Genomic DNA, 12,049 nt, shown 5'->3' with positions numbered 1-12,049 from the left:
CATTGTGAAGGCGAAAGGGCCTGCGACCGATCAGTCGCAGGCCCTTCATCGTGCTGGATTTGTTAGTCGTCAGTGTTGTCTTGATCGCTGCTAGTGGTAGCGCCGCGATCGCCGTGATCTGCGCGGTCGCCGCCACGGTCGCCATCGGTGGCGTCGGGGTTTGCTGCGCGCTCGGCTTCATGCTCGGCACGAAGTTCGGTGAGGGCAGCGGTAAGGGTGTCTTCGTCTAGGTTGAGTTCGGTGGCGAGAGCTGTCACGAAGGCAGCTCGACGAGCATCCTTCGCTGCTGTTCGTTCTTCTTCGGTGGCGCCGGATCCCAGTCGTTCTGGGCGCTCGGTGCTGTCGCGCACTGCCGTGAGGGCGTCAGCCACGTCGGCTTCGGCGAGGCCGAGCTTGATGGCGAGGCCGTCAGCGTCGAGGCGAGGGCCGTGACCGGCTCGTTCGCCGCTTGTGGTGGTGCTGTTGGTGGTTGTTTCGGAGGCAGCTGCGCTTGTGGTGGCAGTGTCGATGGTGTCAGCCTGGGCGGGCAAAGCGATGCCCAGTCCTACACACGAGGCCAGCACTACGCCAGCTGCTCCGGTGATCAGTTTCTTGTTCATGGTTGATCCTTTTCGTCCTATCCGGAATCTCCGGTGTACGAAATCCACACTGGGGTTGCCACCTATCAAAACCCTATGGGGACGCCGCTAGGGCGATGGGCAAGTGCTGTGGTCTCACCTGCCGTGGCCTTACCTGCCGTGGTGCGCTACGCGTCGAGCGCGGCCAGCGCCATCCGCTCGAGCACGTGTCGGGTAGCGCCCGCGCGCCCACTGTGGGGAGTGGAGTTGATGAGCCCGAAGGTGGCGTGGGCGCGGGTGCGCAGTTCGGCGGTCGCGGCATCCGGATTGATTTGGGAGAGCACGCCAACCCACAACTCGACGTAGCTGCGTTGCAGGGTGCGCACTTCGTGTTGGTCGCTCGCGGCGAGGCTGTCGAGGTCGCGATCTTGAACGCGGATGACGTCAGCGTTGCCGAGCGCAAAGTTGACGTGAAATTTCACCAGGCTTTCGAGCGCGGCTCGGGGTGTGGGGGCGTGTTCGATCACGGTCTGGGCTCCGCTGCGCAGGTTGGTGCTGGCGTCGACGAGCATTGCGGCGAGCACGTCTTGTTTGCCGTAGAAGTGGCGGTAGACGGCGGGGCCGCTGACGCCGGCTGCGGCCCCGAGTTCTTCGAGGGAGACCCGGGTGAATCCGCGCTCGGCGAAGAGGCTGGCGGCGGCGGCGAGGAGGGCCTCGCGCCGGTCGGCCTTCGCTTGGCTTCGCGGAGTTGGCGTCTCGTTCATGTTCTGAGTCTAGACAGTTCGGTTAATGCTCGCTAACCTATTTGAGTTAGTAGTGACTAACCCAAGTGGCCACAAGCTGCGCTGAACGAAGGTGTTCGATGGAGAAGATTTCCTCGGCCGCTCAACCGTCCCACCCGACGTTTGCGGCTAACGAAGAGTCAATGCGCGGCCTTGTCGAGCAATTACGCGAACGACTCGCGACGGCAGCCCTCGGCGGCTCAGAGAAATCTCGCGAACGTCACGTCTCCCGCGGCAAGCTGCTTCCTCGCGATCGAGTCGATGAGTTGCTCGACGAGGGCAGTCCTTTTATCGAGATCGCTCCGCTCGCCGCGAATGGAATCTATGACGACCAGGCCCCCGGCGCTGGCGTTATTGCCGGTATTGGCCTCATCCACTCTCGTCCCGTTCTCGTGATCTCCAACGACGCCACGGTCAAGGGCGGCACCTATTTTCCGCTGACGGTCAAGAAGCATTTGCGCGCTCAAGAGATTGCGCTCGAGAATAAGCTGCCGTGCGTGTACCTCGTTGACTCGGGCGGGGCATTTCTCCCGATGCAAGACGAGGTGTTTCCCGACCGCGACCACTTCGGGCGCATCTTCTACAATCAGGCTCGGCTCTCGGCGGCGGGCATCCCGCAGATCGCGTCAGTCATGGGATCGTGCACCGCGGGTGGTGCGTACGTTCCGGCGATGAGCGACGAGACGATCATTGTGCGCAATCAGGGCACGATCTTCCTTGGCGGCCCGCCGCTCGTGAAGGCCGCCATCGGCGAGATCGTCACGGCCGAAGAACTCGGCGGGGGAGACGTGCACGCGCGCACGTCGGGCGTCACCGACCACCTCGCCGATGACGACCGTCATGCGCTTGAGATTGTGCGGGACATCATCAAGACCATCCCCAAGCCTGCTGCTCCCGCGTGGGATGTTGTTGCCTCGCGCCCGCCCGCCGTGAACCCTGACGAGCTCTACGGGGTTGTACCCACCGACGTGCAGAGCCCTTACGAAGTGCGCGAAGTGATCGCGCGCCTTGTTGACGGCAGTGAGTTCCACGAGTTCAAGAAGGAATACGGCACGACGCTCATCACCGGGTTTGCGACGCTGCACGGGCATCCGATCGGCATCGTCGCCAACGCCGGGGTGCTGTTCAGTGAGTCGGCGCTCAAGGGCGCGCACTTCATCGAACTGTGCGATCAGCGAGGTATCCCGCTGCTGTTTCTGCAGAACATTTCTGGTTTCATGGTCGGCAAGGAATATGAAGCTGGCGGCATCGCCAAGAATGGCGCCAAGATGGTGACCGCGGTCGCGACAACCCGTGTTCCCAAGTTCACGGTAGTCATTGGCGGCTCCTTTGGTGCCGGCAACTACTCGATGTGCGGCCGCTCCTATTCTCCACGCTTCTTGTGGATGTGGCCCAACGCCCGCATCTCAGTCATGGGCGGCCCGCAGGCTGCGGCCGTGCTCTCCACGGTGCGCCGCGACCAGCTCGGCGAAGATGCCTTCACCGACGATGACAAGGTCGAGTTTGAGAAGCCCATCCGCGAGCAATACGAACGCCAGGGCAGTCCCTACTATTCGACAGCCCGCCTCTGGGATGACGGAATCATTGACCCCAAAGACACTAGAGACGTGCTCGGCATGGCCCTCGATATCGCCGCGGCAACCCCGCTGCCCGACCCGGGCTTCGGCCTCTTCCGGATGTGATGGCGATGTTCTCTGCTGTTCTGGTCGCCAATCGTGGCGAAATTTCCTGTCGCATCACGCGCACCCTGCATTCCATGGGCATCCGTTCGATCGCGGTGTACACGGAGCACGACCGTGACGCAAAGCACGTTCGAGTCGCGGATGCCGCGGTGCTGATCGACAGCTACCTCTCGGTTGAATCGATCGTTGCTGCCGCCCATGCCGTGGACGGCATGCACGCCGATGCGGTGCACCCGGGCTATGGCTTCCTCTCCGAAAACGCGTCCCTCGCCGAGGCCTGCGCGGCAGCCGGAATCACGTTTATCGGCCCCGGCGTCGAAGCGCTTGAGATCATGGGCGACAAGATTGCGTCGAAGAAGCACGTGACCGAGCGTGGCGTCGCCGTGATTCCCGGAGTCGCTGAGCCGGGCATGACGAACGACGATCTCGTGGCTGCTGCGGCCGAGGTCGGGTTCCCGCTGCTGATCAAGCCGTCAGCCGGTGGTGGTGGCAAGGGCATGACGATCGTGCGCGAGCCTGATGCCGTTGCTGGTGCACTCGACTCTGCTCGTCGCGTGGCCAGTGCCGCATTCGGCGATGACACTCTCTTTCTTGAGCGCCTCGTGGAGAAGCCCCGGCACATCGAGGTGCAGGTGCTGGCCGATAGTCACGGCACGACGATTCACCTGGGGGAGCGCGAATGTTCGCTGCAGCGCCGTCACCAGAAGATCATCGAAGAAGCACCATCGCCGCTGCTCGACGAGGCAACGCGTCAGCGCATCGGTGAAGCCGCCTGCGAGGTGGCGCGCAGCGTGAACTACGTCGGCGCGGGAACCGTCGAGTTTCTCGTCTCCGACAATGCCCCCGACGAGTTCTTCTTCATGGAGATGAACACGCGCCTGCAGGTGGAGCATCCGATCACTGAAATGGTCACGGGCATCGACCTCGTGGAGTGGCAAGTGCGCATCGCCGCTGGCGAGAAGCTCACGGTGGAGAAAGCCTTGCTCACTGGTCACTCGGTTGAGGCACGCATTTACTCGGAAGATCCCGCCAACGACTTCTTGCCCTCCGCCGGTCAGATCGTGCACCTGCACGAAGCTGAGGGCGTGCGCGTCGACAGCTCACTCATCCAGGGTGGCACGGTCTCGGCCAACTACGACCCGATGCTCGCGAAGGTGATCGCCCACGGCGCCACCCGCGCCGAAGCCCTCCACGCCCTCGACCGCGCCCTCGCCGAGACAGTGATCCTGGGCGTCACCACCAACATCGAATTCCTCCGCGCCCTCGTCAACCGCGACGACGTCAAAGCCGGCGAACTAGACACCGGCCTCATCGAACGGGCTCTTGCCGAGATCGAGTTCGCCGCCCCAACCCCTGCCGTTCTCGCGGCGGCGGCCCTGAGCATCCATTCCGAGCGTTGGATGCCGGGCTCACCCTGGCAGCGTCCCAGCGGCTGGCGTGTGGGCCACCATCGCTCAGCCCGCTACCGTCTCGCCTGTGCGGGGCAGGTGCACGAGGTTCTGGTTGCCGGCCCGCCCGACGCAGCGGACGTCACGATCGACGGCATGACCACCCCGGCCCGCTTGACGAGCTCCGGTGTCGAGTGGGGTGCGCAGAGCATCCGTCTCACTATCGAAACGGTGGACTCCACGGTGTGGATTGCGCAGGAGGGCACCTCCTGGGCTCTCACTGCGCAGAGCCGCGCTGAGTCGCTCGCCGCTCACCGCGCCACTCTCGCGAGAGTCGCCGGTGTGGTCGATCCCGAACTGCGTTCGCCGATGCCGGGCACCGTTGTCGCGGTCGCCGTAACGCACGGCGACGCGGTGACTGCCGGTCAGACGGTGCTCACGATTGAAGCCATGAAGATGGAACACCCCGTTGTCGCGACCCTCGATGGGGTTGTCGACATCAGTTTGAAGCCTGGCGATCTGGTCACACGAGACCAGATCGTTGCCCGAATCGAATCGCCACGAGCGAGCACTGAAGGAGAAACCTCATGAGTCACGACGCTACCCGCGGCGAAATCACCCACCTCGGCCTCACCGATGAGCAGCTGAAGTTGAGCGCTGACGTGCGCGATTTCGCTGACAAGGTTGTTGCCCCGGCAGCGTATGAGTACGACACGAAGCGTGAACTGCCCTACGGCATCATCGCTCAGATGGGCGAGATGGGGCTCTTCGGTTTGCCGTTCCCCAAAGAATTCGGTGGGCAGGGCAAAGACTATGTGTCGCTGTGCATCGCGATTGAGCAGCTTGCTCGCGTTGACCAGTCGATCGCGGTGACGCTCGAGGCTGGCATCGGTCTTGGCGCCATGCCGATCTTCAAGCACGGCAGCGACGAGCAGAAGCAGCAGTGGGTGCCGATGCTGGCGCGCGGTGAAGCTCTCGCCGGTTTTGGTCTGACCGAAGCGGATGCGGGCTCCGATGCTGCGGGAACCAAGACCACTGCCGAGCTCGTCGATGGCGAATGGGTCATCAACGGCACGAAGCAGTTCATTACTAACTCGGGCAGCGAGATCACGAAGGTGGTGACGGTCACGGCGGTTACGGGTCGTCGCGAGAATGGCCGACCTGAGCTGAGCGCCATCCTCGTTCCGAACGGTACGCCCGGGTTCACGGTGCACCCGGCCTACGACAAGGTCGGCTGGCACACGTCTGACACGCATCCGCTGTCGTTCGACAACGTGCGGGTTCCCGAAGCGAACCTGATGGGGGAGCGCGGCCGTGGTTTCGCGAACTTCATTGAGGCTCTGGATGAGGGTCGCGTTGCGTTCTCGGCACTCTGCACGGGTGCGGCTCAGGGCTGCCTCGAGGAGTCGATCCGCTACGCCAACGAGCGTCACGTCTTCGGCCGTTCGATCGGTTCGAACCAGCACATCGCGTTCAAGATTGCGCGGATGCAGGCGCGAGTTCACTCGGCACGCTTGGCAACCTACGACGCAGCCCGCAAACTGGTTGCCGGAGTTCCTTTCAAGATGGAGGCGAGCTTGGCGAAAATGATCAGCAGCGAGGCGGCCATGGATAACGCTCGGGATGCCACCCAAATCTTTGGGGGCTATGGCTTCATGAACGAGAACCCTGTCGCCCGCCACTACCGTGACTCCAAGGTGCTGGAGCTCGGTGAGGGCACCACTGAGGTGCAGATGATGGTCATTGCTCGTGAACTGGGGTTCGCGACCCTATGACCGGCAAACGTATACAGCAGCGCGGTCTCTGGTTCGACGAGTTCGAGGAGGGCGCGGTCTATCTGCACGCACCCGGCCGCACCGTCACCGAGGCTGACAATGTTCTCTTCACGACGATGACGATGAACACGCAGTCGCTGCACCTTGATGCGGCGTGGTCAGAGCAGCAGCCTTTCGGACAGCGCTTGGTGAACTCGATGTTCACGCTCTCGACGATGGTGGGAGCATCCGTCGCTCAGCTGACGCAAGGCACGATTGTGGCGAACTTGGGCTTCACGGAGGTCAACTTTCCGCATCCGCTTTATCACGGCGACACGATGTATTCCGAGTCGGAGGTGCTGGAGAAGCGGCTGTCGAAGTCGCGCCCCGGCCAGGGAATCATTTCGTTGCGTCACACGGCCAAGAACCAGGACGGTGTTGTGGTGGCTGTGGCAACCCGTTCGGTGATGGTCTGGACTGAGGAGGGCGCACCGTGAGCTTCACTTTAGGGCCGTCGATTCTGTTTGTTCCGGGGGATCGCCCCGACCGTTATGCCAAGGCGCTGGAGCGCGCGGATGCCATCATCATCGACCTTGAGGATGCCGTAGCCAGTGTCGACAAGGCTGCGGCCCGCGCTGCTCTGATCGCTAACCCGATGGATCCGGCCCGCACGATCGTGCGACTGAATCCGGCCGGCACTGAGGATCACGATAGTGATCTGGAGGCGTTGGAGCAGACGGAGTACCGCACGGTGATGCTCTCAAAGTCGGAGTCGGTTGCTGACTTCGATGCGCTCAAAGAACTCGACGTGATCGCCCTGTGCGAGACGGCGAGGGGTGTGCTGGCGGCCACGAGTTTGGCGGCGCTGGATTGCGTGGTTGCCCTCATGTGGGGTGCCGAAGATTTGGTGGCGTCGCTCGGCGGTTCGTCGTCGCGCGAAGATTCCGGCCCCTACCGTGGTGTCGCGCTGCACGCTCGCTCGTCGGTGTTGTTGGCGGCGGGAGCCTACTCGAAGGCGGTGATCGACGCGGTGCATCTCGACATTGCCGACACTGATGGTCTGGCTGCTGAGGCTCGGGATGCCGCAGCACTCGGGTTCACGGCCACGGCCTGCATTCATCCCTCTCAAGCCGCCATTGTGCGCGAAAGCTATGCGCCCACGGTCGAGCAAATCGCGTCAGCACGGGCACTTCTCGCTGCAGCGGAATCGCAGCCCGGGGTCTTCAGCTTCGAGGGTCGCATGGTCGACGGCCCCATCCTGCGGCACGCGGAGTGCGTGGTCGCGCGGGCGGGGTTGCGCGAGGGGTAGCCAAAGAACCGGGCGTGCCAAGCCCGACCGTGATGATCGCCGCGTAAGTGGCCACCTAGAGACGACTTTCTGCCCATAGCGTGCACCGTGCCGCTGATGGGGCGAGCAGGGTTCGGGCAATCGGCGAACTGCAGGGGTAGTCGAATTCTCGGGAGCCACACGAAACTCATCGACCCTTTTCGGGCTGGTTTGCTACCGATAGCATGTGGCTATGACTGAAATTGCGTCGAAATGCTTCATCAGCTATCACCGCCCAGATAACACTGACTTTTTGAGTGTCGTCGACAGGTTGAAGTCAGAACTTGGTGGGAGGTTCAACGCACAGACGGGAAGATCTTTGGAGATCTTCCTTGATCGGGACTCAATCGGATGGGGCGCTGACTGGCGCCAAGAAATTCGAGAGAGTGTGCTGGGCGCGGCGGTTTTTATGCCCGTCATTACAATGCGCTTCTTTCAGAGCGATGCTTGCCGCGAGGAACTTTCTGCCTACTACGAGAACGCCCGTGAACTTGGTGTTACTGAGTTGATTGTGCCCATCGTCCTAGCAGGGGCAAGCCGAATTACCCCGGACCACCCTGACGAACTAGTACAGCTGATTGAACGGCTCAATTACATCTCCATCGAAGCTGAATGGGCCACGGGATATGAATCGTCCGCTTGGATCGGTGCGATAAATAGAATGATTGAGAACCTTGCCAGCCACCTAGATGCGGCAGAAGTTGTGTTGTCCGAGCGCGAAGTAGAAAGGGCTAGCAGCCTCGCCCCTAGCGACACACCTGAAGAAAGTGCCGCGGACCTTGAAGCGCTGAATGAGCTTGTTACGGATGTGACTGCGTCGCTCACGAACGCGAACGAAGCGATGGCCAATCTCAGCTCAGTGCTTACGCAAGTGACTGAGGACACGGCGGCCGAGACTTCACCCCAGGCAAAGAGGGCAAAGCAATTGCGAGGAGCCATGCAGATAAAAGACGCAGCTGAGTCTTTCGCGATAACCGCTTCGGAAATGGAGGGTGGTGTTGCGGCGGCAGACGTTCAGCTCCGCTCAGTCGTTTTCGAACTTCGGGATATCGGAAACCCAGAGTCGCTACAAAGTCTCGAAAGGCTCTTGACGCCTCTCGGGAACTTTCCTGATCAACTCCCGTCACAAACTGTAATTGATGAGGCTATTGCTGGCTTGCGTCTTGCCTCGCTTGGCAATGTGAGCACACGTCGAGCGCTCGAACCAGCGTTGAGAGGGATGCAGTCTATGCGCGCCGGTATGGGTACTGCGAGAACTTGGGCGACGCTCTGAGGCTCTCAATAGCGTTTCCGCGCCCTCACCGAGCTCCAGTGCAGCTTGAGTCCATTTGCAAGGTCAGGTGAGGGGCGCATAGCGATCTCATGTTGCCTTCCACTTGCGCGCGGCGGGCGGGAATTGATTCGTGAGGGCATTCTTCGCTGGCAACTACCGGCGACCTAGGTCGTTAATGCCGGGGCCGGAGGATCGATGGGGGCATTTCTTTTCTCGATCCCAGGAAGTGCGGCGTCAGGAAGCCAGAACGCTGCAGCTAGCAGCTAGCAGCTAGTAGCGAGGCCGTGAGGGAAGAGAAGCTCTTTTCTATTGATGAGATTTTCTGCGTCTATATGGCGGATAGATTTAGAGCATGAGCGGTAGAACGTCCAAACACAAAAGACAGGTAGCTCGCCTGCGCCCCGAACGCATAATAAATGCGGAAATCATCGGTAGGTCCGCCGATGCTGTCCTAAGTGCAAGGATCGACGATGTACCGCTGTCGAACCGCACAACTCAAGTGGTAGTAGGACTTTGTCGCGCGGCGTTTGCCCAGGATAAGGTGTTGGCTATGCTCGCGGAGGCCGACCAGTTATCGGCTGGGGCGCCGAACCGACGTCTCGTTCTAGAGGTCGCACTTCGTCTTCACTGGCTCCAAGGAGTTCCGCCGTCGGACCGCGGAATTGCGGTCGACACGATGCTCGAGAAGGACAGGCAGGACACAAACCGACTTCTAGACTACTTGCGGGATGCAGGCCAAGAGATAGATTTTGACGCTGCCGAGATGAACACTTTCGTCTTGGAGAACGCGACGAAAGGTAAGATTCATCAGGAGGTGACCCGACTCAGCGCTGCTGTTAGTTCGGGTGAGGTCAAGGCCTGGTCCACATATTCAATGTGGCTTGCGGAGACGCCATTCTCACACGCGTCCGCCAACCTTGCGGGCAAGTATGCACCCTCAGATGACAACCGCCGAATGTCTCGTGGCGTGCCGGATCCGGCAGACGAGGACCTTAAGGCACACCGGTTGATTCAGCTTCAGATCATCATGGCGACAGGTTTTCTGCTGTCGGACGAAGACGTGCCAGACGAATTCGCTGGGCGGTTTGCAAAGGCGTTTTTTGCAGCCTAGGTAGGTCTTCCAAGCCGCCCGCAGGCGGTCGAGGGTTAAGCGAGGCTGCGCTGATGCTCGGCGCACGGGGACAGCCCTTGTCGCGCTAGGAGGCGCGCCGAAACATATTCTAGGCAGCGACTGGCACAAGGCCGTTGACGAAATGAGCGACGTCGGTTGGTTCGAGGTCGAGCGCCCGTGCCGCGGCACGGGCGCTGAACTTGCCATCTCCACCGAACATCACTTTTTTCAATAACTGTGATGTTTCTGGGACGATCCCGCCGGGCTCCGATGAGCGGTAGCCGTTGTCCGACAACGTCACGCACGCCGTCCTGTATTGCCAATCAGAGAGAAGATGAAGTTCATGAAGACGGTGGGTCATCGCCATGGCAGAAACCTTCCAATGGCTGCGTGCCGCGAGGATCCGGTCGATGCTCGCCCCCTTCATCGACTGAGCGAGGACAGCTGACTGGGGCATGAGAAAGCTTGCTGCAAAGCGGTTGGCTTCCACTTCACGTTCCTTGGATTGACTTGGATCCATTTCAAGCTCGGCATGCAGAACAAGGTGTCCAAGCTCATGGGCGGCATCAAAGCGTTGGCGCTCGGCCGATTTAGACGTATTGAGAAAGACGTATGGCGTGCTATCGCGGAGAAAACAGAACGCGTCTATGTCTCTGTACGCATGGTTGATTGCAGCCACGCGAACACCTTTTGACTCCAGCAGATGGACCATGTTCGAAACTGGCCGATCTGCCAGCCCCCAACGGCGACGAGTGAGTTCAGCTGCTTGTTCGGCACTCAACTTGTCCAGTGAAGGGATATCTGATTGTGGGAGCTTGAATTTCGACTCGATTACTAGGAAGAACTCGATAGCAAGAACTGCGGCAGCAAGCACGGCATCTCTCTTCAACGCGGTCGTCTTGCTGAGTTTTCGGAAACTCACCGCGTCGGTAGGTACTAGGTCGACTGCCTCGCGCTCAAAAAACTGCCTCGGGACTTCGAGAGTTCTGGCGAGCTTGAGTAAATTCTCCTCGCTTGGAGGTGATGCTTCGTTTTCATAGTTGGTAAGCGAGCGCAAGGAAACACCACTTTGCTCGGCCACCTTGGTTAGGCTCAGCCCCAAGCGCTGTCGAGCTAGTTTAAGTCGGACTGGGTTGAACATTGATCATCACGTTTCAGGCGAAAGCCAGTGTGTGTTCTAGAGGCGCTCGACTGATACGTCGAAATCCTCGTCAGAATCGGGGTTATCGAATACGGATAGGTCGCCGTCTAAGTGCAATGGTTCTACAGTGATGCGATCAGAAAACCCGGTGACGATGCCGCTCGGCGTCATATCGCGCGGTCGCGCGAACAGGAGGTCAAGCCCTGTGGCTGTCCGCTCGTGCAGCAGCATCCAGAAGGGGGCGACTTCGGCGGCATCGACGTTGGCGCTGTTTTCTTCCGACTTAGGGAGGTCGAAGAGGGAAAAAACCTGATGGGGCTGGACTGATAGCGCATTGCGGGTTGCAGTCCCCTTTTTCTGAGTGCGGGGTGAAATGCGCGGATCCGGATGAGCGACATTTTTAGCAGAAGCGAGCGTGAACGAAATCAAGCCCTCGGGGTGAAGGAGACGTGGTTGCCCTCCCACGTCGACACGCTGCCAACCCAAAGGAGTGAGCATCAGCGCAAACTCCTCCATGGCATTGTGGTAAATGTCATTGCCCGGAGTAGTGGGCAGGGCAAGCGAGGTCCTACCTCGGGCTCGACTCGTCCCGGGAGTCAACGCCGTGTGGAAGACTTGCGAAGAAAGTGCGAACGCCTCGAGGCGCTGCTCATCGCTTAGCTCGTCGGCCGGCTTGAAAGATACAACGTTCGACATGGAGTTCCGTTCTGTTGCGTGTAACAGTACCACAAATGTGGTCCCAAATTGCGCAACAGTCTAACTTTCGGCCGCGATGCGCGGTCACTCCTCAAGCTTATTGACACTGGCGTGCGCGGCGCGGTCGAGGAGTGCCCAGATTCCGGTGTCGTGGAGCGGCGGTAATTCGTGGATGTCGAGTGCGGCGTGCGTGTGGCTCGACTAGCGGCCGCGATCATCCGGTTCACCTTGAAGGGCATGTGACGCATGCGCAGGTGCTGGATCGCACCCTCGGGATCGGCAGCAGCACCTCATCCCTTGCCGCGTCCATATAGGACCCGAAGGCGAGTATCTCGAAC

Annotated in this window: 11 protein-coding genes; 7 read left to right on the top strand and 4 right to left on the bottom strand. The window is 60.6% G+C overall.

Going from position 1 to position 12,049, the window contains the following annotated elements:
• Positions 1-62: 62 nt before the first annotated feature.
• The gene (locus ACOH1Z_RS02955) at positions 63-599 is read right to left on the bottom strand and encodes a hypothetical protein (protein ID WP_449646995.1); all 537 of its coding nucleotides are present in this window, start codon (positions 597-599) and stop codon (positions 63-65) included.
• A 146-nt stretch (positions 600-745) separates the two neighbouring features.
• On the bottom strand, positions 746-1,321 hold the full coding sequence (locus ACOH1Z_RS02950) for a TetR/AcrR family transcriptional regulator (RefSeq protein ID WP_449646994.1): 576 nt from the start codon (positions 1,319-1,321) through the stop codon (positions 746-748).
• 98 nt (positions 1,322-1,419) lie between these two features.
• Between ACOH1Z_RS02950 and ACOH1Z_RS02945 the strand changes: the two genes are divergently transcribed.
• From ACOH1Z_RS02945 to ACOH1Z_RS02915, 7 genes are all read left to right on the top strand, one after another.
• Positions 1,420-3,021 (top strand): carboxyl transferase domain-containing protein, encoded by a 1,602-nt coding sequence (locus ACOH1Z_RS02945; protein ID WP_449646993.1) that lies wholly within the window; start codon positions 1,420-1,422, stop codon positions 3,019-3,021.
• Positions 3,021-5,000 carry an acetyl/propionyl/methylcrotonyl-CoA carboxylase subunit alpha gene (locus ACOH1Z_RS02940; protein ID WP_449646992.1) on the top strand — a complete coding sequence of 660 codons (1,980 nt, stop codon included), beginning with the start codon at positions 3,021-3,023 and terminating at the stop codon, positions 4,998-5,000. The genes ACOH1Z_RS02945 and ACOH1Z_RS02940 overlap by 1 nt, the downstream gene beginning before the upstream one ends.
• The gene (locus ACOH1Z_RS02935; RefSeq protein ID WP_449646991.1) at positions 4,997-6,184 is read left to right on the top strand and encodes an acyl-CoA dehydrogenase family protein; all 1,188 of its coding nucleotides are present in this window, start codon (positions 4,997-4,999) and stop codon (positions 6,182-6,184) included. The genes ACOH1Z_RS02940 and ACOH1Z_RS02935 overlap by 4 nt, the downstream gene beginning before the upstream one ends.
• Entirely contained in the window at positions 6,181-6,660 is a 480-nt protein-coding gene (locus tag ACOH1Z_RS02930; protein WP_100388689.1) for a MaoC family dehydratase, read from the top strand. Before ACOH1Z_RS02935 ends, ACOH1Z_RS02930 begins: the two co-directional genes overlap by 4 nt.
• Entirely contained in the window at positions 6,657-7,472 is an 816-nt protein-coding gene (locus ACOH1Z_RS02925) for an HpcH/HpaI aldolase/citrate lyase family protein (RefSeq protein WP_449646990.1), read from the top strand. The genes ACOH1Z_RS02930 and ACOH1Z_RS02925 overlap by 4 nt, the downstream gene beginning before the upstream one ends.
• 211 nt (positions 7,473-7,683) lie before the next feature.
• The gene (locus tag ACOH1Z_RS02920) at positions 7,684-8,763 is read left to right on the top strand and encodes a toll/interleukin-1 receptor domain-containing protein (protein ID WP_449646989.1); all 1,080 of its coding nucleotides are present in this window, start codon (positions 7,684-7,686) and stop codon (positions 8,761-8,763) included.
• Positions 8,764-9,115: 352 nt separating this feature from the next.
• Positions 9,116-9,874 (top strand): hypothetical protein, encoded by a 759-nt coding sequence (locus ACOH1Z_RS02915; protein WP_449646988.1) that lies wholly within the window; start codon positions 9,116-9,118, stop codon positions 9,872-9,874.
• Between the two features lie 109 nt (positions 9,875-9,983).
• Here ACOH1Z_RS02915 and ACOH1Z_RS02910 read toward each other — a convergent pair whose 3' ends face one another.
• On the bottom strand, positions 9,984-11,015 hold the full coding sequence (locus ACOH1Z_RS02910; protein ID WP_449646987.1) for an XRE family transcriptional regulator: 1,032 nt from the start codon (positions 11,013-11,015) through the stop codon (positions 9,984-9,986).
• 36 nt (positions 11,016-11,051) lie between these two features.
• On the bottom strand, positions 11,052-11,531 hold the full coding sequence (locus ACOH1Z_RS02905) for a hypothetical protein (protein WP_449646986.1): 480 nt from the start codon (positions 11,529-11,531) through the stop codon (positions 11,052-11,054).
• Between the last annotated feature and the right edge of the window lie 518 nt (positions 11,532-12,049).

Source organism: Rhodoglobus sp. (genome assembly GCF_053580035.1).
The sequence above is the reverse complement of the archived record's forward strand: the minus strand, read 5'-3'. Positions and strand labels throughout refer to the sequence as shown.

Excerpts from the sequence above, each read along its gene's own strand:
- ACOH1Z_RS02940 (WP_449646992.1), top strand. The coding sequence starts at position 3,021 with ATGGCGATGTTCTCTGCTGTTCTGGTCGCCAATCGTGGCGAAATTTCC.
- ACOH1Z_RS02950 (WP_449646994.1), bottom strand. The coding sequence starts at position 1,321 with ATGAACGAGACGCCAACTCCGCGAAGCCAAGCGAAGGCCGACCGGCGC.
- ACOH1Z_RS02945 (WP_449646993.1), top strand. The coding sequence starts at position 1,420 with ATGGAGAAGATTTCCTCGGCCGCTCAACCGTCCCACCCGACGTTTGCG.
- ACOH1Z_RS02910 (WP_449646987.1), bottom strand. The coding sequence starts at position 11,015 with ATGTTCAACCCAGTCCGACTTAAACTAGCTCGACAGCGCTTGGGGCTG.
- ACOH1Z_RS02920 (WP_449646989.1), top strand. The coding sequence starts at position 7,684 with ATGACTGAAATTGCGTCGAAATGCTTCATCAGCTATCACCGCCCAGAT.
- ACOH1Z_RS02915 (WP_449646988.1), top strand. The coding sequence starts at position 9,116 with ATGAGCGGTAGAACGTCCAAACACAAAAGACAGGTAGCTCGCCTGCGC.
- ACOH1Z_RS02905 (WP_449646986.1), bottom strand. The coding sequence starts at position 11,531 with ATGGAGGAGTTTGCGCTGATGCTCACTCCTTTGGGTTGGCAGCGTGTC.
- ACOH1Z_RS02935 (WP_449646991.1), top strand. The coding sequence starts at position 4,997 with ATGAGTCACGACGCTACCCGCGGCGAAATCACCCACCTCGGCCTCACC.
- ACOH1Z_RS02955 (WP_449646995.1), bottom strand. The coding sequence starts at position 599 with ATGAACAAGAAACTGATCACCGGAGCAGCTGGCGTAGTGCTGGCCTCG.
- ACOH1Z_RS02930 (WP_100388689.1), top strand. The coding sequence starts at position 6,181 with ATGACCGGCAAACGTATACAGCAGCGCGGTCTCTGGTTCGACGAGTTC.